Origin of the sequence: Ollibium composti (genome assembly GCF_004801285.1) — a bacterium.
GTDB classification, from domain to species: domain Bacteria; phylum Pseudomonadota; class Alphaproteobacteria; order Rhizobiales; family Rhizobiaceae; genus Mesorhizobium; species Mesorhizobium composti.
In genome coordinates this window covers 40622-66567 of the sequence record NZ_SSNY01000001.1, presented here as the reverse complement: position 1 = coordinate 66567, position 25946 = coordinate 40622, and the positions used below count along the sequence as shown (strand labels likewise).

Genomic DNA, 25946 nt, shown 5'->3' with positions numbered 1-25946 from the left:
GATCGAGGAGGTCGCAGGCCGCTATCACGCCGAGGCCACGATGACGTGCGCCTGGATCTTGGCGGCAATCGCGCCGTGTCCATGCCTGTCTGCAAGTGCGGCTTCGGCACGGTCGGTTGCTGCTTCCAGGTTGCCCGCCCTGGCTTCGATTTCGTCGCGAACCGGGGTGCCCTGGCAATAGGCGAGCGCCGCGAAACGCGGCGAGGGAGCGCGGCTTTGCTCGGCTTTCGTCTCGATCGTCACGCGGGAGAAACCGGCGGCTTCGACATCGCTGCGGATCAATGCCGTATCGTGGTAGCCGTGCGGCGTCCGCGCCATGAAGCGTGGCGGGTCGTCCGGAAACATCTGCGCCAGCGCCTTCGTCACGTCGTCGGCAAAGACGTTTTCCTCGATGCGGTCCCATACGCTGAACAGGAAATGGCCTCCGGGCTTCAGCACCCGCCTCGCCTCGCGATGGCCGGCGACGCGGTCGGGAAAGAACATCGCGCCGAACTGGCAACAGACGACGTCGAAGGAAGCATCCTCGAAAGGCAATGCCAGAGCGTCCGCCCTCAGCCATTGGATGCGGCTGTCAGCAGGCTGCCGTGACGCGGCATGGTCGAGCATCGGCCGGCTGAGGTCGGTCACGACATAGATCGCATCGGACGACAGCGCCGGCGCCAGTGCCCGCGTGACGGCCCCGGTGCCCGCGGCGATTTCGAGAATGGCGGCCGGCGACAGCAACGCCACGCGCCGCGCGAGATCGGCGGCATACGGCTCGAAAATCAACGGCACCATGTAGCGGTCGTAATTTTCCGGGACCGAGCCGGCAAACGCCTTGTCCGCTTCCAGCATGGGTGTCACCTGCAGCCTGTGCGACGACGCTCGAATATTAGCACTCTCTGAAGCCGCGTTCCACGAAGCGCCCGACGACGCCTGTCATCATTTCGGTTGATGGCAACGGAGCTCAGGCCGCCGCCAGCGCCTGTGCGAGATCGGCGACGAGATCGTCGGGATGCTCGACGCCGATCGATAGCCGGATGGTGGTTTCCAGCACGCCGATCTTCTGTCGCACCTCGAACGGCACGCCCGAATGCGTCATCGCCGCCGGGTGGCTGGCAAGCGATTCCGTGCCGCCGAGGCTCACCGCCAGCTTGAACACCTGCAATGCGTTGAGGAAGGCGAAGGCCGCCGCCTCGCCGCCCTTGATGTCGAACGAAAAGGTCGAGCCGGCGCCGCTGCACTGCGCGGAAAACACCTTCGCCGCCGGCGACCCCGCAGGCAGGAAGGGCGGATAGTGGACGCGGGTGACCTTGGCGTGGTCCCGCAGGAATTCGGCCACCGCGCGCGCATTCTCGTTGGCCTTGTGCATGCGGATCGACAGCGTCTCCAGCGAACGGCCGAGCATCCAGCACGAATGCGGATCGAGCTGCGTGCCGATGGCGCCGCGCAGCGCCTTGATTGGCTTCGTCGCCGCCTTGGAGCCCATCACCGCGCCGGCGATGAGGTCCGAATGGCCGCCGACATATTTGGTCAGCGAATAGACCGACAGGTCCGCCCCATGCTCGATGGGCCGCTGGAAGACCGGGCCGAGCAAGGTGTTGTCGCAGGCGACCACCGGCCGCGAGCCCTGCTTTTCGCCGATCTCGTCGGCGATCCTCTTCATCAGCGCGATATCGACCAGCGTGTTGGTCGGGTTGGAGGGCGTCTCGATCAGGATGACGGCGACGCGCCCCTTGGCCGCCGCCTCGTCCGCCGCCGCGCGCACCGCCTGTTCGTCGACACCGTCGGCGAAGCCCACGGCCGCGATGCCGAAGCCGGCCAGCGTACGCGTCAAAAGCGTCTCCGTGCCACCGTAGAGCGGCTGCGAATGCAGGACGACGTCGCCCGGCCGCGCCAGCGCAAGCAGCGTGGTGGCGATCGCCGACATGCCCGAGGAAAACAGGATGCAGGCTTCCGTTCCCTCGTAGACGGCCAGCCGGTCCTCGACGATCTCGCTGTTGGGATGGTTGAAGCGCGAATAGACGAGCCCGGCGGCGGTGCCGCTCGGCGGCTCCTTGCGACCGGCCGTGTAGTCGAAGAAATCGCGCCCCTCCTCCGCCGTCTTGAACACGAAGGTCGAGGTCAGGAACACCGGCGGCTTCACCGCGCCCTCGGAGAGCAGCGGGTCGAAGCCGTAGCCGAGCATCAGCGTTTCGGGATGGAGCTTGTGGTTGCCGATATGGGTCTTGGAGGGACGCGGAGCGGTCATGATGATCCTCGGGATTTGCGGCTATGCAGCCTTCATGGCCGCCAGCCTACACCCCGCCCCATCGGCTCGTCATCGCCGCGCAAACAAAAAGGGGCGGTCGCCCGCCCCTTTCGCGCTCGAAGCGTCCGATGACGACTACTGCGAAGCCTTGTCGGTGATCGCCGTGGTGTAGGCGCCGGTCGGCTCCTTGGTGATGATCTTCTGGTCGAGCAGCGCCTTGGCGGTGCGCTCATAGGCTTCCGGGATGAGCTTGCCGTCGGCGTTGTCGATCAGCTTGGCCACCTCGCCCATCATGAACTTCTGGTGGTTCTCGTCCTGGCCGCCATTGTCGACGACGATGCCGGCGGCTTCGTCGACATGCTCGGTGGCGTATTTCCAGCCCTTCATCGAGGCACGCACGAAGCGCACCATCTTGTCCTCGAAGGCCGGGTCCTTGAGCTTGTCCTCCATCGCGTAGAGGCCGTCCTCAAGCAGGTCGTTGCCCATGGCCGTGTAGTTGAAGACGATCAGGTCTTCCGGCTTGTAGCCGGCGTCGAGCACTTGGCCGTATTCGTTGTAGGTCATGACCGAGATGCAGTCCGCCTGCTTCTGGATCAGCGGCTGCACGTCGAAGCTCTGCTTGAGCACGGTCACGCCGTCCGGGCCGCCGTCGGTCGACAGGCCGATCTTGTGCATCCAGGCGTAGAACGGGTACTCGTTGCCGAAGAACCAGACGCCGAGCGTATGGCCCTTGAAGTCGGCTTCGGTCTTGATCGGCCCGTCCTTCGGGCACACCAGTTCCATGCCCGCCTTCTTGTAGGGCTGGGCGATGTTGACGAGGTTGACGCCCTTGTCGCGCGCCGCAAGGGCCGCCGCCATCCAGGTGACGATGACGTCGGCGCCGCCGCCGGCGATCACCTGCTCGGGCGCGATATCCGGGCCGCCGGGCTTGATGTCGACGTCAAGGCCTTCCTCCTCGTAGAAACCCTTGTCCTTGGCCACATAGTAGCCGGCGAACTGCGCCTGCGTGACCCACTTGAGCTGCAGCGTCACCTTGTCGGCGGCGATCGCCTGGAAAGCGGCCAGCGACATTGCTCCCGCCAACATAGAAACGATAAGCTTTTTCATGCCGTTACCCTCTGGTTCTGGTTGGTTGTCATGCCTGCCTGAAACCGTCCTATCCCCCGCGGATAGACGGATGCCAAAACGTGGCTGCTCTCTCCAACAGCGCGACCACGCCATAAAAGACCGAACCCGCAAGGGCTGCAACCGCGATTTCGGCCCATACCATGTCGATGTTCATGCGCCCGACTTCCGTGGAGATGCGGAAGCCCATGCCGACCACCGGCGTGCCGAAGAATTCGGCCACGATGGCGCCGATCAGCGCCAGCGTCGAATTGATCTTCAGCGCGTTGAAGATGAAAGGGCCCGCCGCCGGCAGCCTGAGCTTGAACAGCGTCTGCCAGTAGCTCGACGCATAGGTGCGCATCAGGTCGCGCTCCATGTGGCTGGACGCCGCCAGCCCCGCCACCGTGTTCACCAGCATCGGAAAGAAGGTCATGATGATGACGACGGCGGCCTTGGACTGCCAATCGAAGCCGAACCACATGACCATGATCGGCGCCACGCCGATGATCGGCAGCGCCGAGACGAGGTTGCCGATCGGAATCAGTCCGCGCCGCAGGAACAGGAAGCGGTCCGCTAGGATGGCGACGACGAAACCGGCGGCGCAGCCGACGACATAGCCGACCAGCACTGCCTTGAAGATGGTCTGGCGCACGTCCTCGCCGAGAATCGGCAAGGAGTTGACGATGCGCGCGCCGATGGCGCTCGGCGGCGGCAGGAGGATGAAGGGGATGCCGGCGCCGCGCACGACCGCTTCCCACAGGATCAGCAGCCAGGCGCCGAACAGCGCCGGAACGACAAGGTTCAGTGCCAGCCGCTCCCAGCGTTCGGCCGGTCGCATGGAAGACAGCACGGCCACGCAGCGCCAGCCGAGCAGCCACGCGGCTGTCAGCGCGCAATAATAAGGCGCCTTCGCCGTTCCCTCGAAACCGCCGATGCCGGCAAGCAGCAGCCACGCGGCTCCATGCGCGCCGACGAACAGCACCAGCGCCTCGGCGAGCGGCCGCAGGCGCAGCATCGAGCCCAGCGCCGCAAGGCCGATCAGGCCGAGGATCACGCTTTTGGTGCCGAGATAGGGATAGGCGACGCCGGCCGCCGGACTGGCAAAGGCATCGGCTTCCGGCTGCGTCATGGCGCCGAGGACGAGGGCGATCACGACCAGCAACAGGGCAAGCGCCGCCTGCCATGAGGGCTTGAGCCGCGCCGTCATGCCGGCCTCCCGCCCATGGCACGCTCGACGATGCGGCTGGCCAACCCGACCGCCGCCACCAGAAGCGCTGCCACCACCGAACCGGCGACCAGCGCCGCCCAGATGTCGATGGTCTGGCTGTAATAAGCGCCGGCGAGCAGCTTGGCGCCGATGCCCGCAACGGCACCCGTCGGCAGTTCGCCGACGATGGCGCCGACGAGGCTGGCGGCGACCGCGACCTTCATCGAGGCGAACAGGAACGGCACCGAGGCCGGCACGCGCAGCTTCCAGAAGATCTGCGCGCGGCTGGCATTATAGGTGTGCATCAGGTCGAGATGCATGAGTTCGGGCGAGCGCAGCCCCTTCACCATGCCGACGGCGACGGGGAAAAAGGAGAGATACGTCGAGATCAGCGCCTTGGGGATCAGCCCGGTGATGCCGACGGCGGCCAGTACCACGATGATCATCGGCGCCACCGCCAGGATGGGGATCGTCTGCGAGGCGATGATCCATGGCATCAGGCTCTTGTCGAGCGTCGTCACATGGACGATGCCGACAGCGATGACGATGCCGAGGATCGTGCCGAAGGTAAAGCCGAGCAGCGTCGACGACAGCGTCGCCCACGAATGGTAGACGAGGCTGCGGGCGCTGGTGACCTTGCGCAGGAAAGTGTTCTCGAAGAAATTCTGCGCCACTTGGTGCGGCGCCGGAAGCGTCGGCTTCTTCTGCGCCAGCGTCCTGACGACGAATTCCATCGTCGTCGGCGTCTCGCCCGCGCGCCGGTCGAGATCGCGCTGGAACGGCGCGTTGAGCACCACGGCGAAGACGTACCAGAGCACCACGATGCCGGCCAGGATGGTGGAAACGGGAACGATCTTGGAGCGGAGAGAGTCCATGTCAGGCGCCAACCGGCGAAAATATTTGCGGTGCGTCCTTCGAGGCTCGCTGCGCTCGCACCTCAGGATGAGGACCGTTTGTGCCAGTCTCTCCTGACAGGTGAGCGCCAGCCTCCCTCATCCTGAGGTGCGAGCGCAGCGAGCCTCGAAGGACGTACCACAATTTTCCAATATCAATCCTCATAGCTGTGCCCTGCCCTGAGGCCGTCGCGGACGCGGGCGGCGATGGCGAGGAATTCCGGCGTCTCGCGGATATCGAGCGGCCGTTCCCTGGGCAGCGTCGATTCGATCACGTCGGTGACGCGGCCCGGCCGCGGCGACATCACCACGATGCGCGTCGACAGATACACCGCCTCCGGGATCGAATGGGTGACGAAGCAGATCGTCTTGGAGGTCCGCCCCCACAGGTCGAGCAACTGCTCGTTGAGGTGGTCGCGCACGATCTCGTCCAGCGCCCCGAACGGCTCGTCCATCAGGAGCAGGTCGGCATCGAAGGCGAGCGCGCGGGCGATGGAGGCGCGCTGCTGCATGCCGCCAGAAAGCTGCCACGGATATTTCTTCTCGAACCCCTTCAGGTTGACCAGGTCCAGCGTGCGGGCGATGCGTTGCGCCTGCTCCGCCCGCGGCAATCCCATGACCTCCAGCGGCAGCGCCACGTTGCGTTCGATGGTGCGCCATGGAAACAGCGCCGCCGCTTGGAAGACGTAGCCGTAGGCGCGCGCCTCGCGCGCCTGCTCGGCGCTCATGCCGTTGATCGAGATCGAGCCGGAGGTCGGCTTTTCCAGATCGGCGATGACGCGCAGCAGCGTGGTCTTGCCGCAGCCGGACGGGCCGATGAACGACACGAACTCGCCCTTGCCGATGGTGAGGTCGACATTCGACAGCGCCTGCACAGGGCCGTCGTTGGTCTGGAAGGTGAGGCCGAGGTTCTTGGCCGATACGACTTGCCGGGCGGTTTCGGCGGTGGCTGGCTTGGTGCTGGCTGGCTGGTTCATGGGCGGGTTCTTGCCGTCCGGCTGGGCGATGCGATGCAGAGCAAGCTCACACCCCCGTCGCCGGAATGCCGGTGCGTTCCACCTTGCGTGGCGCGGTGATCTCCTTCCAGGTCGACAGCGCGCGGTTGACCGCCTGATAGGGTTCGCGGGCGACGAATTCGCCGTGGCCAGGCCTGGTTTCGACCTTGCCGTCGTCGATCGCCAGTTCCCCGCGCGTGAAGACGAAACGCGGCACGCCCGTCACCTCGACGCCCTCGAAGACGTTGTAGTCGATGACCGACTGCTGGCCCTTGGCCGAAATCGTCTTCTTCTTCTTCGGGTCCCACACCACGATGTCGGCGTCCGCCCCTTCGAGGATGGCGCCCTTTCTCGGATACATGTTGAGGATCTTGGCGATGTTCGTGGACGTCACCGCGACGAATTCGTTCATCGTCAGCCGGCCGGTGTTGACGCCGCGCGTCCACAACACCGGCATGCGGTCCTCGAGACCGCCGGTGCCGTTGGGGATCTTGGTGAAGTCGCCGACGCCGAAGCGCTTCTGCTCCGTGGTGAAGGCGCAATGATCGGTCGCCACCGTTTGCAGAGAACCCGCCTGCAGGCCCGCCCACAGCGAATCCTGGTGCAGCTTGTTGCGGAAGGGCGGGCTCATGACGCGGCGCGCGGCATGGTCCCAGTCCTTGTCGAAATACTCGCTCTCGTCCAGCGTCAGGTGCTGGATCAGCGGCTCGCCATAGACGCGCATGCCCTTCTGGCGGGCACGGCGGATCGCCTCGTGGCTCTGCTCGCAGGAAACGTGCACGACATAGAGCGGCACGCCCGCCATGTCGGCGATCATGATGGCGCGGTTGGTCGCCTCCCCCTCCACTTCCGGCGGACGCGAGAAGGCGTGGCCTTCCGGCCCATTATTGCCTTCGGCCAGCAGCTTCTGTGAAAGCGCCGCCACCACGTCGCCGTTCTCGGCATGGACGAGAGGCAGCGCGCCGAGGGCTGCGCAACGCTGGAACGAGGCGTACATCTCGTCGTCGTCCACCATCAGCGCGCCCTTGTAGGCCATGAAGTGCTTGAACGATGGGATGCCCTTGTCGACGACGGTCGCCATCTCGTCGAACACCTGCTTGCCCCACCAGGTGATCGCCATGTGGAAGGAGTAGTCGCACGACGCCTTCGAGGTCTTGTTGTCCCACATCTGCAGGGCTTCGAGCAGCGATTGCTGCGGCGCCGGCAGGCAGAAATCGACCACCATGGTGGTGCCGCCGGCAAGGGCGGCGCGGGTGCCGGATTCAAAATCGTCGGACGAATAGGTGCCCATGAAGGGCATTTCGAGATGGGTGTGCGGATCGATGCCGCCCGGCATCAAGTAGCAGCCGGTGGCGTCGAATTCATGGTCGCCGTGCAGGTCCGGCCCGATGGCAACGATCTTGCCGTGCTGGACAAGTACGTCGGCCTTGTAGGTACGGTCGGCGGTCACGACGGTGCCGTTGCGGATAACTCTGGTCATGTTCCCGTTCCTTTGTTCGTTCGCGCTTCTGGTGAGCTGCGTTCGCAGATGTCTTCAGGTCATTCGACGATCCCCGCCGTCTCGACGACAGCATGGAACAGCACGTCGGCGCCGGCGGCGGCCCATTCCTTGGAAATGTCCTCGGCCTCGTTGTGCGACAGGCCGTCGACACAGGGGCACATGATCATCGTCGCCGGCGCGACCTTCGCCGCCCAACAGGCGTCGTGGCCGGCGCCCGAAATGATGTTCATATGGCTGTAGCCGAGCCTTTCGGCGGCCGCGCGCACACGCCCGACCAGCACGGAATCGAAGGTGACGGGATCGAAATGGCCGACCGCCTCGACCGCGCAGCCGACGCCCAGCTTGGCGCAGATCGCGGCGGCCTCCTTCTCGATGCGCGCCCGCATGCCGTCGAGCTTCGCCTGGTCGGGCGAGCGAATGTCGACGGTGAAAACCACCGTGCCCGGCAGCACGTTGCGGGAATTGGGCGAGAATTTCATCTGGCCGACGCCGCCGACGCAGCCCGGCTGGTTGGCAAGAGCAACCTCCTGCACCATCTCCAGAATGCGGGCCATGGCAAGCCCTGCATTGACGCGCATCGCCATGGGCGTAGAGCCGGTATGCGCCTCCTTGCCGGTCAGCGTGAATTCCAACCACCACAGGCCCTGCCCGTGGGTGACGACGCCGATCTGCTTGCTCTCGGCCTCGAGGATCGGCCCCTGCTCGATGTGGTATTCGAAGTAGGCGTGCATCTTGCGCGCGCCGACCTCCTCGTCGCCGACCCAGCCGATGCGCTTCAACTCGTCGCCGAAGCTCTTGCCGTCCATGTCGGTCCGGCCATAGGCGTAGTCGAGCGGGATCACGCCGGCGAACACGCCCGACGCCAGCATGGCCGGGGCGAAGCGGGCGCCCTCCTCGTTCGTCCAGTTGGTGACGACGATGGGATGCTTCGTCCTGATGCCGAGATCGTCCAGCGTGCGCACGACTTCCAGGCCGGAAAGCACGCCGAGCACGCCGTCATACTTGCCGCCGGTCGGCTGCGTATCGAGATGGGAACCGACATAGACCGGCAGCGCGTCCGGGTCGGTGCCGGGCCGCGTCATGAACATGGTGCCCATCCTGTCAACGCCCATGGCGAGTCCGGATGCATCGCACCAGCGCTTGAACAGGTCGCGGCCTTCCTTGTCGGAATCGGTCAGCGTCTGGCGGTTGTTGCCTCCCGCGATGCCCGGACCGATCTTCGCCATCTCCATCAGCGAATCCCACAAACGGTCTGGATTGATTCGCAGATTCTCGCTTGGCGCAGCCATTCACATTCCTCTCATTCCAAAGACGCATGGGCGGCGGTTCCCGACGCCGCCCATGCCGATAGGCACAAGGTCAGTCGACCATACGCAGCACCTCGCGGACATGATCGATCAGCTCGTTGATCTGTCCCTTGGTGATGATGAGCGGCGGCGACAGCGCGATGATATCGCCGGTGGTGCGGATCAGTGCGCCGCGCTCGAACGCCTTGACGAAGGCCTGGAAGGCACGCTTGGTCGGGGCGCCGGCGATCGGCTCCAGCTCGATTGCGCCGATCAGGCCGATGTTGCGGATGTCGATGACGTGCGGCTCGCCCTTCAGCGAATGCAGCGCGTCGGCCCAGTAGTCTTCGAGTTCGGCGCCGCGCGTCAAAAGGCCCTCTTCCTTGTAGGTGTCGAGCGTGGCGAGAGCCGCGGCCGAGGCGATCGGGTTACCCGAATAGGTGTAGCCGTGGAAGAACTCGATCATGTGCTCCGGGCCGTTCATGAAGGCGTCGTGGATTTCCTTCTTTACGAACACAGCGCCCATCGGGATGACGCCGTTGGAGACGCCCTTGGCGGTGGTGATGATGTCAGGCGTGACGCCGAAATAGTCGGCCGCGAACGGCGTGCCGAGACGGCCGAAACCGGTGATGACCTCGTCGAAGATCAAGAGAATGCCGTGCTTGTCGCAGATTTCGCGCAGGCGCTTGAGATAGCCCTTCGGCGGCAGGATGACGCCGGTGGAGCCGGCCACCGGCTCGACGATGACGGCCGCGATGGTCGAAGCGTCATGCAGCGCAACGATGCGCTCCAGCTCGTTGGCGATGTCGCCGCCGTGCTCCGGAACGCCGCGCGAGAAGGCGTTCCTGTCGGGGAAATGGGTGTGCGGCATGTGGTCGACGCCGGTGAGCAGCGTGCCGAACATCTTGCGGTTGGAGACGATGCCGCCGACCGAGATGCCGCCGAAATTGACGCCGTGGTAGCCGCGCTCGCGGCCGATCAGCCGCGTACGGCTGCCCTCGCCGCGCACCCGCTGGTAGGCGAGCGCGATCTTCAGCGCGGTGTCGACCGATTCCGAGCCGGAATTGGTGAAGAAGACATGGTCCATGCCCTTCGGCGCGATGTCGACCAGGCGGTTGGCCAGTTCGAAGACGATCGGATGGCCCATCTGGAAGGCTGGCGCGTAATCGAGCTCGGCGGCCTGCTGCTGGATCGCCTCGGTGATCTTCGGGCGGCAGTGGCCGGCGTTGACGCACCACAGACCGGCGGTGCCGTCGAGGATCTTGCGCCCGTCGCTGGTGGTGTAGTGCATGTCCTTGGCGGCGACCAGCATGCGCGGCGCCTGCTTGAACTGCCTGTTTGCCGTGAAGGGCATCCAGAATGCGCTGAGATCGTTCGGCGTTACATTGAGCCGGTTGGACATGACCAAGCCTTCCTTTCGTAATCGTGTTTCGCTGCGGCCAACGCTTGGTCTTCGGCGCGCTTTCGTGCTACGCAAATTTTGACCGGATGGACAAACGTTAGCACCGCCCCACGGGCGGTCAAGGGATTACTAGCGGAAATGCGGCAGGCTCGGCGCGCTCCACAGCTTCGCAAAAAACTGGTCCAGACAATTGGTCCAGAAAGCGGCGAAGCCATTGGGGAAAAAGGATGAGCGCCGACGTCCAGGCCCCTGCCCCGCGTCGCCGCACCCGCATCCAGAGGGAAAAGCGGGACCTGATCCTGGAAGCCGCACTCGAAGTCTTCTCCGCGCACGGCTTCCGCGGCGCCACCATCGACCAGATCGCCGAGGCGGCCGGCATGTCGAAGCCGAACCTGCTCTACTATTTCCGCCGCAAGGAAGACATCCACGAGACGCTGATGCAGCGCCTGCTCGACACCTGGCTGGCGCCGCTGCGCGAGCTGGACGATGTCGGCGACCCGTTGACGGAACTCAGAAGCTATATCCACCGCAAGCTGGAGATGGCGCGCGATTTTCCGCGCGAAAGCCGTCTGTTCGCCAACGAGATCCTGCAGGGCGCGCCGCGCATCATGCCGCTGCTGGAGGGCGAATTGAAGACGCTGGTGGACGACAAGGCCGCCGTCATAGACGGCTGGATGCGCGCCGGAAAAATCGCCCGCACCGACCCTCGCCACCTGATCTTCTCGATCTGGGCGACGACCCAGCACTATGCCGACTTCGACGTGCAGGTGCGCGCCGTGCTCGGCCCCGGCCGCGGCGACGAACACCGCTTCGAGGATGCGGCACGGTTTCTGGAAAACCTTTTCATGGACGGATTGCGGCCGAGGGCAAGATGATCGGACTTGACGTCCTTAAAATGCCGCCAATCGAAGCAACCGATATTTGAATGCCCGCATCTATCCTCGCCAAACTGAAATCTTAAGCGAGCGAAACACATGCAGATTCTCGCACTACTCATCGACGGCGAGAATATATCCGCCAAGCTCTTGCCGGAACTGGAACAGCATATCGTCGGGTTGGGAGAACCAGTCGTTAAATGCGTGTTCGGCGACTTTACTGAAAACCGCTTGTCGGATTGGGTCGGCGCCGCGCGCGATCATGGCCTTGAGTTGGTCTTCCAGGTTTCTGGCGGCAAGGGCAAGAACAGCACGGACATAGCCCTGACGATCCGCGCCATGGAGCTTCTTCACGCAAATCTGGTGGAAGGGTTTTGTTTGGTTTCGAACGACCGGGATTTCCTTCCCCTGACGACGAAGCTCCGACAGCGCGGCAAGAAGATCTACGGGTTCGGCGACGCCAGGATCGATGGTGCCCTGCGAAAGAACTTTACCCAGTTCTTCCTTCTCGGGACCGCCCCCAGCAAACCAGCGGTCGCACCTTTGGCAAAGACCACCGACGCGGCGAAGCCGACCGGCACGGCGAAGGCCGGCACCCCGCTTCCTTCAAAAGTCGTCGACTTGCTGCGTGATTTGAGCGGTGCCGATCCCGTAGGCTCGATTCATCTGTCGGTTCTTGCCGCGACCATGCGCCGGGAAGTCCCCGACCTTGCCGCCCAGATTTGCGGCAAGGGCAAATTCCTCAAAAATCTGAAGCAGACGGGCCAAATCGAACAGGTCGGCAAGGGAGGTTCCGTTCGGGTGCGGCTGCGGCATGGTCACCGAGCCGCCACGGCTTGAGGCAGCGGTACGCATCCAAAAGCCGCGGCAGCACGCCACTCCTCGATCACGCCGCCTTGGCGCGCTCGACCGGATGGATGGCGTGGAACGGCACGCACAGGCGGTTCCAGACGTTGATCATGCCGATCGCCACGCTGAGCTTGACCAGTTCCTCTTCGGAAAAATGCTTCAGGGTCGCCTCGTAGAGCGCATCCGGAACGCCGTCCTTGGAAATCAGCGTCACCGCTTCGGTATAGGCAAGTGCGGCGCGTTCACGCTCGGAAAACAGCGGCGATTCCTTCCATGCCGCCACCAGGATGACGCGCTGCAGCGTATCGCCGTCGCGCAACGCTTCCTTGCTGTGCATGTCGACGCAGAAGGAACAGCCGTTGATCTGTGAGGCGCGCAGCTTGATGAGATGCAGCAGGCCTATTTCCAGTCCGCATTCCTCGACCGCCTGGTTGAGCGCCTGCACCTGCTTCAACAGGGCTGGGGCGACGTTGAAGAACTGGAGTCTCGGTTTCATGGTCTTTCCTTTCTTACTGCTTGGGGGAACTGGATTTCTGTGGCCGCTGATGCCGCTCGGCAAAGGCACAGGCGGCGGCGACTGAGCGCGGATCGGCATCGCTCATGAAGTCGGCGACGATGTCGGAGAGTTTTTCTTCCGCCAGCGCCGCCCGATAGGCCCGCTCGGCCCTCAGCATCGCCACCTTGATACCGCACGGCTTCACATAGGCGTCAGTCGGCAGCTTGACCGGGCCGTTGCGCCGGATCTCGCCGCAGCGGAACGCCGGTTGCGGCCCTTCCACCGCCAGCACGATATCGAGCAGGGAAATGCGATCCGGCGCACGCGCCAGCCGGTAGCCGCCGGCGGGACCGGGAACGGATTCCAGGATGCCGGCGGCGGTCAGCGCCTGCAAATGCTTGAGCAGGTAGCTGCCGGACAGGCCGAACTGCTCGGCCAGCGCGGCGCCCGGCATCGTCGCCCCGCCCTCGACGCCGGCGAGCGTCGCGGCACAATGGATCGCAGCCTCGACACCCTCGCTCAGTTTCATCGCATCAGCCTCTCAATCATGGATACAATATATCATCGATAATTATTGTCGTCAATAGACACAAAGAAAAACTCCGCCCCGCAGGCGAAACCGTCGATACGCAACGCGACGGCCTCGCCTGCTCCGGGAGGAGTTTTATTCCGCGGCCTGACGGGCCATCGGATTGTTGGGATGCGTCGTCCAGTTGGCGTAGTCCGGCGACACCGTCTTGCCGGTGCGCTGGTCGAGCGCGCCGACTTCCAGCGGCACCATGGTGATGCAGCCTTCGACCGGGCAGACGTTGACGCACAGGTTGCAGCCGACGCACTCGTCTTCCATCACCTCGAAATGCCGCGCGCCGTCCACCATGGATGTGATCGCCTGGTGCGAGGTGTCCTCGCAGGCGATGTGGCAACGGCCGCACTTGATGCAGGCGTCCTGGTCGATATGCGCCTTGGCGATGTAGTTGAGGTTGAGGTACTGCCAGTCGGTGACGTTGGGCGTGGCCCGGCCGATGATGTCGTCCAGCGAGCGATGGCCCTTCTCGTCCATCCAATTCGACAGGCCCGAGATCATCTCCTGCACGACCTTGAAACCGTACGTCATGGCTGCCGTGCACACCTGAACGTTGCCGGCGCCGAGCGCCAGGAACTCGGCAGCGTCGCGCCAGGTGGTGACGCCGCCGATGCCCGAGATCGGCAGGCCGGCCGTCTGCGGATCGCGGGCGATCTCGGCCACCATATTGAGCGCGATCGGCTTCACCGCCGGGCCGCAATAACCGCCATGGCTACCCTTGCCGTCGATCGACGGCTCCGGCGAGAAGCTGTCCAGATTGACCGAGGTGATGGAGGAGATGGTGTTGATGAGCGACACCGCGTCCGCGCCGCCCTTCTTCGCCGCGCGCGCCGGATAGCGGATGTCGGTGATGTTCGGCGTCAGCTTCACGATGACGGGCATGCGCGTATACTGCTTGCACCAGCGCGCCACCATCTCGATGTATTCCGGCACCTGGCCGACAGCCGAACCCATGCCGCGCTCGCTCATGCCGTGCGGACAGCCGAAGTTCAGCTCGATGCCGTCGCATTCGGTTTCTTCCACCGCCGGCAGGATCGCCTTCCAGCTTTCCTCGACACAGGGCACCATGATGGAGGCGACCAGCGCCCGATCCGGCCAGTTCTTCTTGACCTGCTTCATCTCCTGCAGGTTGAGCTGAAGCTGGCGATCGGTGATCAGCTCGATGTTGTTCAGGCCCAGCAGACGCCGGTCCGCGCCCCAGATCGCACCGTAGCGCGGTCCGTTGACGTTGACGACCGGCGGGCCTTCCTCGCCCAGCGTCTTCCACACCACGCCGCCCCAGCCCGCCTTGTAGGCGCGCTCGACGTTGTAGGCCTTGTCGGTCGGCGGCGCCGAGGCCAGCCAGAACGGGTTTGGCGACTTGATGCCGACGAAATTGTTGCGGATGTCTGCCATGGGTCTTGTCCTTTGGCTTGGCGGTCGCCCGCCGGCTATTCACAACGCTTGTAATTCAGGCATCCGCTGCCTTCGGCGGACAGGTTGGACCGGATGGCCAGCCGGCGCCACGTCATGGACGCTTCTCTGGCATTTTGTCGAAGGCGGGAATGCCGTCGGGGATCAGGTGGAAGACGGCTTTTTCCTCGCAAAAAATCGCGAAGTCCGGCCGCACATAGGCGTTCGGATCATCCAGAGTCCCAGCCTTGACGATCGGGTGCGCCATGTCTGGGCGACGTGTCAGGATCTGCGTTCCGCAAGTGCCGCAGAATTCGCGGGTGCGCGGGCTTTCGAGGTCAGGCCGGCGGAAAGCCTTCGGCTCGCCCCTGGTATAGGCAAAGCCCTCGGCTGGGATCACCATGAAATAGTTGGGACCGCCGCCGGACACATGCTGGCACGGGCGGCAATGGCACTGTCCCTTGCGAAGGGGCTCGGCCGTGATCCGGTAGCGCAAGGCCCCGCAGTAGCATCCGCCGTCCAGTTCGATGCCCATAGCGCGCCTACCCCATCAACACCCGATGGATGCTTTCAGCCGCGTCGCGGCCGGCCGCCACGGCCGAAACCGTAAGGTCCTCGCGACCGTCGATCACGCAGTCGCCGCCGGCCCAGACCTTGGCCATCGAGGTGCGGCCCTCGCCGTCCACCTTGATGCGGCCGCCTTCCAGTTCGATCGCAGCGCCCGAGCCATTGAGCGCCGCCGGCACGAAGGACTGGCCGATGGCCTTGAACACCTGGTCGGCGGCCAGCGTCAGCGTCTCCCCGGTGCCCTTGAGCCTTTCGCCGTCGAGCACGGTGTATTCCAGTTCGATGCCGCTCACCTTGCCGCCCTCGGCGATCACCCGCTTCGGCTGCATCCAGTGGCGGATGGTGACACCGTTGGCACTGGCCAGATCCTGCTCGAACTCAGAGGCATTCATATGCTCCTGCCCGCGCCGGTAGCAGATCGTCACCTCCTCGGCGCCGAGCAGCTTGGACTGCACGGCGGCGTCGATAGCGGTCATGCCGCCGCCGATGACGACGACGCGCCGCCCGACCGGCAACCCGGCGAGATCGCTCGCCTGCCTGAGTTCGGAAATGAAATCGACGGCATTGGCGACGCCGTCCGCGTCCTCGCCGTCGGCGCGCAGCGCATTGACGCCGCCGAGCCCCATGCCGAGGAACACCGCGTCATAGGCCTTCACCAGGTCGGCGAGTTGGTAGTCGCGGCCGAGCGCCTTGCCGTTCTCTATCGTGATGCCGCCTATGGCGGTCACGTAGTCGACCTCGGACTGCGCGAATGCGTCGGTGCTCTTGTAGGCGGCGATGCCGTATTCGTTGAGACCGCCGGACTTCGGCCGCGCTTCCAACACCGTCACGTCGTGACCGTAGCGCGCCAGACGGTGCGCCGCCGCAAGGCCTGCCGGCCCCGCCCCGACTACCGCGATCTTACGGCCGGTCGACGCGGCGCGGCTGTAGAACTGCTTGCCCTCTTCCATCGCCACGTCCGTGGCGTAGCGCTGCAGGCGGCCGATCTGCACCGGCTTGCCTTCCGCCGTCTCGCGCACGCAGGCCTCCTCGCACAGCGTCTCGGTCGGGCAGACGCGCGCGCACATGCCGCCGAGGATGTTCTGGTCGAAGATGGTCTTGGCCGAGCCCAGCGGATTGCCAGTGGCGATCTCGCGGATGAACATGGGAATGTCGATCGCCGTCGGACAGGCGTTCATGCACGGCGCGTCGTAGCAAAAATAGCAGCGGTCGGCCTCGACCAATGCCTCATGATGGTCCAGCGGCGGATGCAGGTCGGAAAAATTCTCGGCATACTGCTCGGACGACAGCCGGCCGCCGGCAATGCCTTCCTTGTAGAGACTGAGTGCCATCAGGATTCCCGCTCTTGATTGTTATGATTTTCAAGCAGGCTAGCACGTTCTGATTTTTTATCAATCGGTCAAATTTCTATCCAAGGCATTGAAACCATTCATCAAAATCATGAGAAAAATAGTCATGATTTTGGCGACAAATTATTTGCGGGCCTGTCGGTTTCCCTGGCTTGTCCGCGTCCTATGTTTGCCCCCGAGCGGGCGCACGAGAGGAGCCAGCCATGCCCAGAACCCCTTCCTTCTTTTGGTACGAACTGCTGACGACCGACACCGAGGCCGCCAGGGATTTTTACGCCGGCGTGATCGGCTGGCGGCCCGAGGTCTGGGGCGGATCGGACATGTCCGGCAAGCCCTATATCGTCATGAATGCCGGCGACCGCGGCGTCGGCGGCATCATGAATCAGCCCGAGCAGATGAAGGCGATGGGCGGGCCGCCCGCCTGGGTCGGTTACATCTACGCCGCCGACGTCGACGCCGCGACGAAATCGGTGAAGGCCGCTGGCGGCTCGGTCTTCTGCGAGCCGACGGACATTCCCGATGTCGGCCGTTTCTCGGTGGTTACCGATCCGCAGGGCGCCCCTTTCCAGATGCTGCAGCCCGACGGCCCCGACCAGCCGCCGGTCGCGCCTGGCACGGTCGGCCATGTCGGTTGGCACGAGCTCTACACCAGCGACTGGAAGGCGGCGATGGCCTTTTATTCCGGCCAGTTCGGCTGGAAGAAGGATAGCGAGTTCGACATGGGCGAGATGGGCATCTATGCGCTGTTTTCCGTCGACGGCCAGCAGGTCGGCGGCATGATGAACCGGCCGCCACAGATGCCGATGTCGGTCTGGCAGTTCTATTTCACCGTCGACGCCATCGACGCGGCAGCCAAACGCGTGACCGACGGGGGCGGCAATATCCTCATGGGTCCGATGGAGGTTCCCGGCGGCAGCTGGGTCGTCCAGTGTCAGGACCCGCAAGGCGCGCACTTCGCGCTGACGGCGCCCCATCGCTAGGGACAACGGATCGGTCCGCTGCCGCATGGTGGCCACAGACCCGCGCCGGCTCCGGCCGGCGCACCGTCTCGACGTTTTCAGGCCGCCGGACCGAACCGTTAACGAAGCGCGAAAGGTTCCTTTCACGCTTTTTGATTAAAAGGCAGCGCATGTATGCGTTGCGTTTCAATCGGGTTCTGGCGGTTGCTCCACTGCTGGCGCTGACGGCCTGCGCCACGGCACCCAGCCACATCAACAACATCTGTTCGGTTTTCGACCAGCGCGACGGCTGGTTCAACAACTGGCAGTCGGCCGCCTACCGCACCGAGCGCAAATACGGCGTGCCGGTGCCGGTGCTGATGGCGACGGTGCGCAAGGAGTCCGGCTTCAAGGGCAATGCGCGGCCGCCGCGTACGAAGCTGCTGGGCTTCATCCCGTGGAAGCGCCAGTCCAGCGCCTACGGCTATTCGCAGGCACTCGACGGCACCTGGACGCAGTACAAGATGGAAAGCGGCAACTGGGGCGCGCGGCGTTCCAGTTTCGCCGATGCGGTGGATTTCGTCGGCTGGTACCATTCCAAGACCGCCGATACCTACGGCGTCGCCAAGAACGACACCTACCGCCTCTACCTCGCCTATTATCTCGGCTGGAACGGCTTCAAGCGCGGCAACTGGCCCGCCAGCGTGCAGAGCTACGCCAAGGCCACCGACGACATGGCGCGCAAATACGCCGGCCAGTTGCAGGGCTGCGGAGGATAAGGTCCGGTCACAGACGATTGCTGTCGGTCAGCAGAACCTGCTGCTCGCCACCGCCGGTCGTATCAACCTCGCCCAACAGCTCTCCGCCCTGCTGGCCATAGTCGCCGACCGACCAGCGGACGCGCGAAAAGATGTACCATCGCGCTCGGGGTATTCCCGCAAACCTGAAATTACCCTGAGCGTCGCAGGTGGCGATGCGGGCGACTTCCTTGAAGCGCGGATCTGCCGAATCGCCAAGCACGGGCTGGACATGCTGCCGCGCGAGGGCCACCACCTTCTCGAACGACGCGGTGTGCGGAAACAGAACCACCGGCTCGCCGGCACAGACCACCACGCCCCCGCCCTGCTGCCGCAAGAACGCCTGACCATAGACAGTTGCGGCGCCTTTACCCTTGTAGGCGTCGAACTCCGCGGCAGTGTAGTTCATCTGAACGGGTTGCTGGGGTGCGGCGACACAACCGGCAAGAACCGCCAACACAGCGGCAGCCCAAACAGCCCGGGCGATCCGAGCCGAGTTCCCGATTGTTGCCGACATATCCTCCCCCCAAGAGAACACCGCCCTGTTCGAGATCGTGCGGCGGCGGAATCTCCCCTGTCCTCCCACCGAAACGCGCTACCGCCGCAGGCGGCCAGCTTGCCTCGGGCCGTCGCGCTCCTTCCGCCTATTTCTTCGGCTTCCCACGCTTTCCCGAGCCGAACGGCGACGGCGCCTTGGCGTCGTCGGATTGTCCGCCCCAACCCACTTGCACAGAGCGGCTCCTCGGCTTGCGGGCAGCGCCCTCGCTGCGCCCCATCCGCGCGCCTCCATCGGCTTCCTCTGCATCGTCGGCGTCGTCCGACAGGTCGGCGGTGCCGGTCTTGCCGTGCGGCCGCCGCGGCACTTCCCCGGTGAAGCCCGGCCCCGTGCGGCGCGGCGCATCGTCCGGCACGCCTTCATGTTCGGCATGCTTCTCGTCGAAGCTGATGACGGGATCCATCTTCGCCAGCACCTCGTCGGACAGCCAGCACAGGCTCTTGTGGCCGTTGCCGAGATCTTTCACCGGGGGCACCTGTTTCTCGCACAGGCCGTCCGGCACCAGATGCTTATAGCGGCAGCGCGTCTGGAACGGGCAGCCGCTCGGCGGGTTCATCGCCGAGGGGATGTCGCCTTCCAGCACGATGTGCTTCTTCACCACCGACGTATCGGCGATCGGGATCGCCGACAGAAGCGCCTCGGTATAAGGGTGATAGGGCGGCGCGAAGATCTGGTCCGTCGTGCCCTGCTCGACGATGTAGCCGAGATACATGACGACGACGCGGTCGGCGATGTAACGCACCACCGACAGGTCGTGGCTGATGAACAGCATCGTCGTGCCGTTCTTGCGCTGGATGTCCATCAGAAGCTCGGTGACGGCCGCCTGCACCGACACGTCCAGCGCCGAAACCGGCTCGTCGGCCACCACCACCTTGGCGGCGCCCGCGAAGGCGCGCGCCACGCCGATGCGCTGCTTCTGCCCGCCGGACAGCTGGCGCGGCTTGCGCTCGGCGAACTGGCGCGGCAGCTTGACCAGGTCGAGCAGTTCCAGCATCCGCTGCCTGCGTTCCGCCACCGTCTTGCCGACGCCGAATTTCTCCAGCGTGCGGATGATCTGCGAGCCGATCGTGTGGCTGGGATTGAGCGTGTCGAACGGGTTCTGGAACACCATCTGGATCGACGACACCGTCTCGACGTCGCGCTTCTCCACATGCGTGTCCTGGATCGGTGCGTTGCCGAGCAGCACCTTGCCGGAGCTGGCCGTCTCCAGCCCGAGCAGCACCTTGGCCAGCGTGGACTTGCCGCAGCCGCTCTCGCCGACGATGGCGACGGTTTCGCTCTCGCGCGCCTCGAAGCTGATCGTCTCGTTGGCCTTGACGGTACGGCCCGGCCCGCCGCCGAACACGCCGCCCGAACCGATGTGGTAATATTTCTTGAGGTCGTCGACCTTGAGCACCGGTGCCCCGGGCTTCACCGGCTCGCTCGCTTCCTTGGCACCGGGCGGCATCTCGGCCCAGTCGATCTCGTTGAAGCGCACGCAGCGCGAGAAGTGCCCTTCGTGCCCTTCGACGGGGATCATCGGGATTTCGGCGGCGTTGCACACGCCCTCGACGAAATGGTGGCAGCGCGGCCCGAAATTGCAACCCTTCGGCCGTTCCTGCGGCAGCGGCAACTGGCCGGGAATGGCGATCAATGGCCGCGCGTTCTTGTCCGCGCCGGGCAGCGGGATCGAGCGGAACAGCCCCTGCGTGTAGGGGTGGCGCATGCGGTCGAAGACGTCCTCGATCTTGCCCGTCTCGACCGCCTCGCCCGAATACATCACCGTGATGCGGTCGCAGGTCTCCAGGATGAGACCGAGATTGTGCGACACGAAGATCATCGACGTGCCGAACTCCTTGCCGAGCCCCTTGACCAGCTCGACGATGCCGGCCTCGACGGTCACGTCCAGCGCCGTCGTCGGCTCGTCCAGAAGCAGCAGGGCCGGTTTCGATAGGAGCGCCATGGCGATGACGATGCGCTGCTGCTGACCGCCGGAAAGCTGGTGCGGATAGCTGCGCATCATGCGCTCGGGGTCTGGCAGCTTGACGGCGCGAACCGTTTCCAGCGCGCGCTTGTAGGCCTCTTCCTTCGACACCTTGTCGTGCAGGATCGGCACTTCCATCAACTGCTGGCCGATCTTCATGGCCGGGTTCAGCGAGGCCATCGGCTCCTGGTAGATCATGGCGATCTCGTTGCCGCGGATGGAGCGCAGCTCCTCCTCCGACATCTCGCCCATGTCCTTGCCCTTGAAGACGATGCGGCCGCCGACGATCTTTCCGATGTTGGAGAGGTCGCGCATGATGCCGAGCGACACTGTGGACTTGCCGCAACCCGACTCGCCGACGATGCCCATCGCCTCGCCCGGCATGACCTCGCAGGAAAAGTCCATCACCGCTGGAATCTCACCCTTGCGGGTGAAGAAGGAGATCGACAGGTTCTCGATCTCGATGATGGGTTCGGCGGGATTTCGAACTGCCTCGTTCATCGGTCGTTCCAATCCTTGATCTGGTCGTCGGTTCCGCCGAGGGCCGGGCCCACGCGCGGGTCGTTCAATCCTTCAGCGACTGTTCGCGCAGCGAGTCGGCAAGCAGGTTCAGGCCGAGCACGAAGGACATCAGCGCGATCGTCGGCGGCAACGCCGGGTGGATGGTCTGGCGCAGAAGCCGGCTGGCGTCCTTGATCGCCGTGCCCCAGTCCGGGCTTTCGGGCGCCAGGCCGAGGCCGAAATAGCCCAGCGTGCCGAGCAGGATCGTCGTGTAGCCGATCCGCAGGCAGGTATCGACGATCAGCGGCCCGCGCGCGTTGGGCAGGATCTCCCACAGCATGATGTACCAGGGCGTCTCGCCGCGGGTCTGCGCCGCCGCCACATAGTCGCGCGTCTTGATGTCCATGGTAAGGCCGCGCACGATGCGGAACACGCCGGGCGATGAGGCGAACACCACCGCCACGAAGATGTTGAGCTGGTTGGGATCGATATGGACGATCCTGAGCGGGTCTTTGTCGAAGACGAGGCCGACATAGATCCAGCCGCCGATGACCAGCGTCAGCCCAAGCAGCAGGTAGAGCCGGTCGGGCCGGTTCTTGTAGCGCGTCCAGAACAGCACGCAAAAGAAGATGATCGGGAAGATGAAGAACAGGCCCGCCATGCCGTAGGGAATGGGCGTGTCCATGATGCCCGGCGTCACCAGCAGGTAGAACAAAAGGATGACCGGGAAAGCCAGCACCAAGTTGGCCAGGAAAGACAGCACCGTGTCGATCTTGCCGCCGTAGTAGCCGGCCGGCAGGCCGAGCGTGATGCCGACCATCAGCGCGAAGCCGGTCGCCGCCGGCGCGATGATGAGCACGATCTGGCTGCCGTAGACCATGCGCGAGAACACGTCGCGCGCCAGCTTGTCGCCGCCGAACAGGAATATCTTGTGCGTTTCCGGCTCGATGGCGCCCGGCAGCGCGTCCTTCATCACCACGATCTGCTGAAGCGGATTGAACGGCGAGATGGTGGAGGCGAATACGGCGGTGAACAGCCAGAACAGGCAGATGATGACGCCGGCGATGCCGACATAGCTGTCGAAGAGCTGGCCGTAGAGACCGAGCCGCTTCTTGTAGGTGAAGCTTGCCGCAAGCACGAGCGCGAGCGCTAGCCATACCGGCCAGAAACGCACAAGCACCCCGGTGACGACGCCCAATGGACCTACGAATTCGGAAACCATCGCCGCCCCTTCCTACTGCACGCGGATGCGCGGGTTGAGATACGCATAGCCCACGTCGGAGATGAGCTGGGTGATCAGCACGATGAAGACAGACGCCAGCGAGCAGCCGAGCAAAAGGTCGATGTCGTTGTTGCCTGCCGCCTCGACCAGAATGTAGCCGAAGCCCTGGTAGCGGAACATCACCTCGACGATGACGACGCCGGTCAGCAGCCAGGGGAACTGCAGCATGATGACGGTGAACGGCGCGATCAGCGCGTTACGCAGCGCGTGCTTGATGACCACGGTGGAAAAGGACAGGCCCTTCAGCCGCGCCGTTCGGATATATTGCTGGGTCATCACCTCGACCATCGACGCGCGCGTCATGCGCGCGATGTAGCCGATGCCGTAGATGGCCAGCGTCATCACCGGCAGGGTGAAATTATAGAAGGTGATGCCCTGGCTGGCGGATGCGGCCGAGCCGTTCAGCCAGCCAAGCCACGAGGCGAAGATGACGGTGAAGATGACGCCCGAAACGTATTCGGGCGTCGCCGTCGTGGCGATCGAGGCGACCGACAGCGTGCGGTCGGTCCGCGATCCCTCCCGCATGCCGGCCAGGATGCCGATCAGCAGCGAGATCGGGATCATCACCACCAGCACCCAGAACATCAGGATGCCGGTGGCGCCGAGCGCCGGAAACAGCCTCTTCGCCGCCGTGGTCTTGAACTTGGTCGAACAGCCGAAGTCGCCTTGCAGCACGCCCGAATAGACCGGTTCGACCGGATCGTTACAGAAGGAGAAGCGCTGTTCGGCCTTGCCGGTCTCGGGATTGATGATCGGCGCCTTCTTGATCACGCCGAGCCACTGGCCGTAGCGGACGAAGAAGTTCTGCCGGTAGCCGTGATTGACCAGCCATTGCTCGAGCTGCTCGGCGCTGGTGTGCATTTCGGTCTGGCTGATCGCGAGCTTCTTCAGGTTCGGCTCGAGATTGACCAGAAAGAAGACGACCAGTGTGAGGCACACCATGGTGAGCAGCATCGTGCCCAGCCGTCTCAGAATGAAGAAAAGCATGTTGCCCCCCTGCCGGTCGGGTTGGGGTCAGATGCAGTCAACCCTGTCGCATTGAAAGGATGCAGCCGGAGCGGCCGCCGTCAACCGAAAACCGCCCGCCCTGGCGTCTGCTCGCAATTCCGGACTGAAAATCGTTTCCGCCTGGAATCGCGCTGAAGGCGAGCGTGGAGGGGGAGGGGCTGAGCCCCTCCCCCGGCGCAGAAGGATCGATCACGCCTGATCCAGCCAGACCTTGCCGAATTCGTATTCGTAGGTCGGGTGCATGGCGTGATTCTTCACCTCGGGCTTGATGTTGATGTAGAGCTTGCGCCAGTACGGCTGGATGATGATGCCGGACTCCTGCAGCATCTGCTCGATGTCCTTCATCGGCACCTTGCGCTTCTCCGCATCGGCAATGCCAAGCGCCTCGTTGACCTTCTTGTCGAACTCGGGATTGGCATAAGCCGTCTCGTTCCAGGCTTCGCCCGTGCGATAGGCGATGGCGATGACCTGGATGCCCAGCGGACGCATGTTCCAGTTGGTTTCCGAGAACGGATACTTGGTCCAGTCGTTCCAGAAGGTCGAGCCCGGCAGCACCGTGCGCTTCACCTTGATGCCGGCGTCACGCAGCTGGGCCGCGATCGCGTCGGTGGTGTTCTTGTGGTAGTCCTCGTCGTTGGAGATCAGCTCGTGCTCGTGGTCGGCGACGCCGGCCTCCTTGAGCATCTCCAGCGCCTTGGCGGGATCGCGCTTGAGCGGCGGCAGCTGCACGTATTCGGGATGGATCGGCGCGACATGGTGGTTTTCCGCCACCGTGCCGGCATTGCCGTAACCAAGCTGCAGCACCACCGCATTGTCGACGGCCAGGCACATGGCCTGGCGGACCTTCTGATCGTCGTAGGGCTTGTTGTTGACGTTGAAGCGCGAGCACACGGTGGCCGACGTCACCGATTCCGACGCAGGCGCACCGACATCGGCGATGATCTGGACGTAGTCCGCCGTCGTCTCGTGGTTGGTCTGAACTTCGCCGGATTCGAAGGCCGAGACGAGCGCGGCCGGATCGGTGCCGTAGTCGATGAACTCGACGCCGTCGAGATAGACGTCGCCCATCCACCACTTGCCGGTCTCGCGGCGCTTGAAGACCACCTTCTGGCCGACGTCGTAGGACACCAGTTCGAAGGCGCCTGTGCCGATCGGGCAGTTCTTGAAGTTGGCGCCCTTCTCGTCGAAGGTCTTGTGCACGACCAGCGCCGGGTAGTCGGTCAGGTTGGCGATGATGGCGATGTCGGGCGACGTCAGCTTGAGCTTGATCGTCATGTCGTCGACCTTCTCGATCGACCCTTCGCGCAGCTTGCCGGTCTTCTCGTCCACCAGGCTGCCGAGACGGCCCGGCATCGAGTTGCCTTCGGCCTTCTTGTCGGCCCAGCGGGTGAAATTGTAGATCACGTCGTCGGCGGTGAACTTGTCGCCGTTGTTCCACTCGACGCCCGGGCGCACATGCAGCGTGTATTCGGTGGCGTCGTCGTTGATTTCCCAGCTTTCGATCAGATAAGGCTCGAACGTGTATTCGCGCGTGTACTTCACCAGCGGCTCAAGCGCCTGGCGCTGGGCATTGGAAATCTCGGACCAGTCGGCCGTGCGCGGGTCCTTCGGATCCTTGATCGACATGGCGACTTTCAGCACGCCGCCCGTCTTGGGTGTCTCGTCCGCCGCTTTCGCCGGCGTCGGCGCGGCAAGGCCAAGCATGCCGTAGGCCATGGCGGTGGAAGCGCCGAAGATGCTCGCCATCGCCAGGAATTCGCGACGGTCGACTTCACCGGACCTGGCCTGCTCCGCCATCTTGACGATGTGGCCAGGAACGTGATCGCCGTTGCTCTTATAGGTTACCATTCTTTTCTCCCATTTCTGGCTTTGCGCCTTTTAACATTCCGCATCCGCCCCCTGATGTCAAAGAAAGCGGGCGCGGAACCCCGGATGAAATGTGCAACTTTGCAAGGAAGGCAGTCCGCGCGATTGCGACAGAGTTGACGCAAAATTGCTAATTCTGTCGCTTTCCGGTCAGGCTGCATCCCTTGGTGCCCAACAAGGACAGCAGCATTGACTCTTCGCTCGATGCAGCGCGGCCAGCACGCTGCCGGCTCCGTCGAAAACCATTCGAATATATGTTGTGAAGAACGGCCGGCGGCAGCGGTCAGGTCCGGAACAGGCTAC

The 25946-nt window shown here is 64.1% G+C and carries 23 protein-coding genes; 4 read left to right on the top strand and 19 right to left on the bottom strand.

What is annotated here, in order from left to right; translation table 11 throughout:
- Positions 1-24: 24 nt before the first annotated feature.
- From E6C48_RS00270 to E6C48_RS00230, 9 genes are all read right to left on the bottom strand, one after another.
- Positions 25-834, bottom strand: a complete 810-nt coding sequence (locus tag E6C48_RS00270) for a class I SAM-dependent methyltransferase (RefSeq protein ID WP_136352801.1) — start codon at positions 832-834, stop codon at positions 25-27.
- A gap of 112 nt (positions 835-946) precedes the next feature.
- Positions 947-2230: a cystathionine gamma-synthase family protein gene (locus E6C48_RS00265; RefSeq protein ID WP_136352799.1), complete on the bottom strand. Its 1284-nt coding sequence runs from the start codon at positions 2228-2230 to the stop codon at positions 947-949.
- Positions 2231-2365: 135 nt separating this feature from the next.
- Positions 2366-3337 (bottom strand): ABC transporter substrate-binding protein, encoded by a 972-nt coding sequence (locus E6C48_RS00260; RefSeq protein WP_136352797.1) that lies wholly within the window; start codon positions 3335-3337, stop codon positions 2366-2368.
- A 49-nt stretch (positions 3338-3386) separates the two neighbouring features.
- Entirely contained in the window at positions 3387-4544 is a 1158-nt protein-coding gene (locus E6C48_RS00255; RefSeq protein ID WP_136352795.1) for an ABC transporter permease, read from the bottom strand.
- The gene (locus tag E6C48_RS00250) at positions 4541-5419 is read right to left on the bottom strand and encodes an ABC transporter permease (RefSeq protein WP_136352793.1); all 879 of its coding nucleotides are present in this window, start codon (positions 5417-5419) and stop codon (positions 4541-4543) included. Before E6C48_RS00250 ends, E6C48_RS00255 begins: the two co-directional genes overlap by 4 nt.
- A gap of 173 nt (positions 5420-5592) precedes the next feature.
- Complete coding sequence (locus E6C48_RS00245; protein WP_136352791.1) at positions 5593-6414, bottom strand: ABC transporter ATP-binding protein; 822 nt, start codon at positions 6412-6414, stop codon at positions 5593-5595.
- Positions 6415-6460: 46 nt separating this feature from the next.
- Positions 6461-7912 (bottom strand): dihydropyrimidinase, encoded by a 1452-nt coding sequence (gene hydA / locus E6C48_RS00240; protein WP_136352789.1) that lies wholly within the window; start codon positions 7910-7912, stop codon positions 6461-6463.
- 59 nt (positions 7913-7971) lie between these two features.
- Positions 7972-9222, bottom strand: coding sequence for a Zn-dependent hydrolase (locus E6C48_RS00235; protein ID WP_136352787.1), 1251 nt, complete (start codon positions 9220-9222; stop codon positions 7972-7974).
- Between the two features lie 70 nt (positions 9223-9292).
- The gene (locus E6C48_RS00230; protein ID WP_136352785.1) at positions 9293-10621 is read right to left on the bottom strand and encodes an aspartate aminotransferase family protein; all 1329 of its coding nucleotides are present in this window, start codon (positions 10619-10621) and stop codon (positions 9293-9295) included.
- Positions 10622-10848: 227 nt separating this feature from the next.
- On the opposite strand from E6C48_RS00230, the gene E6C48_RS00225 reads away from it, so the two are divergent.
- Both E6C48_RS00225 and E6C48_RS00220 read left to right on the top strand, forming a co-directional pair.
- The gene (locus E6C48_RS00225; RefSeq protein WP_136352784.1) at positions 10849-11496 is read left to right on the top strand and encodes a TetR family transcriptional regulator C-terminal domain-containing protein; all 648 of its coding nucleotides are present in this window, start codon (positions 10849-10851) and stop codon (positions 11494-11496) included.
- 99 nt (positions 11497-11595) lie between these two features.
- A complete protein-coding gene (locus E6C48_RS00220) occupies positions 11596-12336 on the top strand; it encodes an NYN domain-containing protein (protein ID WP_136352782.1) in 741 nt (246 codons plus the stop codon).
- Between the two features lie 46 nt (positions 12337-12382).
- Here E6C48_RS00220 and E6C48_RS00215 read toward each other — a convergent pair whose 3' ends face one another.
- The 5 genes from E6C48_RS00215 to E6C48_RS00195 form a co-directional block, all read right to left on the bottom strand.
- On the bottom strand, positions 12383-12841 hold the full coding sequence (locus E6C48_RS00215) for a carboxymuconolactone decarboxylase family protein (RefSeq protein ID WP_136352780.1): 459 nt from the start codon (positions 12839-12841) through the stop codon (positions 12383-12385).
- A 13-nt stretch (positions 12842-12854) separates the two neighbouring features.
- The gene (locus tag E6C48_RS00210; protein WP_136352778.1) at positions 12855-13370 is read right to left on the bottom strand and encodes an RrF2 family transcriptional regulator; all 516 of its coding nucleotides are present in this window, start codon (positions 13368-13370) and stop codon (positions 12855-12857) included.
- 135 nt (positions 13371-13505) lie between these two features.
- Positions 13506-14819 (bottom strand): NAD-dependent dihydropyrimidine dehydrogenase subunit PreA, encoded by a 1314-nt coding sequence (gene preA, locus E6C48_RS00205; protein ID WP_136352776.1) that lies wholly within the window; start codon positions 14817-14819, stop codon positions 13506-13508.
- Positions 14820-14931: 112 nt separating this feature from the next.
- Complete coding sequence (locus tag E6C48_RS00200; RefSeq protein ID WP_230978626.1) at positions 14932-15351, bottom strand: GFA family protein; 420 nt, start codon at positions 15349-15351, stop codon at positions 14932-14934.
- A gap of 7 nt (positions 15352-15358) precedes the next feature.
- Entirely contained in the window at positions 15359-16714 is a 1356-nt protein-coding gene (locus E6C48_RS00195; protein ID WP_136352774.1) for an NAD(P)-dependent oxidoreductase, read from the bottom strand.
- Between the two features lie 221 nt (positions 16715-16935).
- On the opposite strand from E6C48_RS00195, the gene E6C48_RS00190 reads away from it, so the two are divergent.
- A complete protein-coding gene (locus tag E6C48_RS00190; protein ID WP_136352772.1) occupies positions 16936-17712 on the top strand; it encodes a VOC family protein in 777 nt (258 codons plus the stop codon).
- Between the two features lie 149 nt (positions 17713-17861).
- Positions 17862-18449 (top strand): transglycosylase SLT domain-containing protein, encoded by a 588-nt coding sequence (locus tag E6C48_RS00185; RefSeq protein WP_136352770.1) that lies wholly within the window; start codon positions 17862-17864, stop codon positions 18447-18449.
- Positions 18450-18456: 7 nt separating this feature from the next.
- Here E6C48_RS00185 and E6C48_RS00180 read toward each other — a convergent pair whose 3' ends face one another.
- The 5 genes from E6C48_RS00180 to E6C48_RS00160 form a co-directional block, all read right to left on the bottom strand.
- Complete coding sequence (locus E6C48_RS00180) at positions 18457-18876, bottom strand: hypothetical protein (protein WP_136352768.1); 420 nt, start codon at positions 18874-18876, stop codon at positions 18457-18459.
- Between the two features lie 235 nt (positions 18877-19111).
- Positions 19112-21487, bottom strand: coding sequence for a dipeptide ABC transporter ATP-binding protein (locus E6C48_RS00175; protein WP_136352766.1), 2376 nt, complete (start codon positions 21485-21487; stop codon positions 19112-19114).
- A 64-nt stretch (positions 21488-21551) separates the two neighbouring features.
- On the bottom strand, positions 21552-22709 hold the full coding sequence (locus E6C48_RS00170; RefSeq protein WP_136352764.1) for an ABC transporter permease: 1158 nt from the start codon (positions 22707-22709) through the stop codon (positions 21552-21554).
- Between the two features lie 12 nt (positions 22710-22721).
- Positions 22722-23756, bottom strand: coding sequence for an ABC transporter permease (locus E6C48_RS00165; RefSeq protein WP_136352762.1), 1035 nt, complete (start codon positions 23754-23756; stop codon positions 22722-22724).
- 210 nt (positions 23757-23966) lie between these two features.
- Positions 23967-25625, bottom strand: coding sequence for an ABC transporter substrate-binding protein (locus E6C48_RS00160; protein ID WP_136352760.1), 1659 nt, complete (start codon positions 25623-25625; stop codon positions 23967-23969).
- Between the last annotated feature and the right edge of the window lie 321 nt (positions 25626-25946).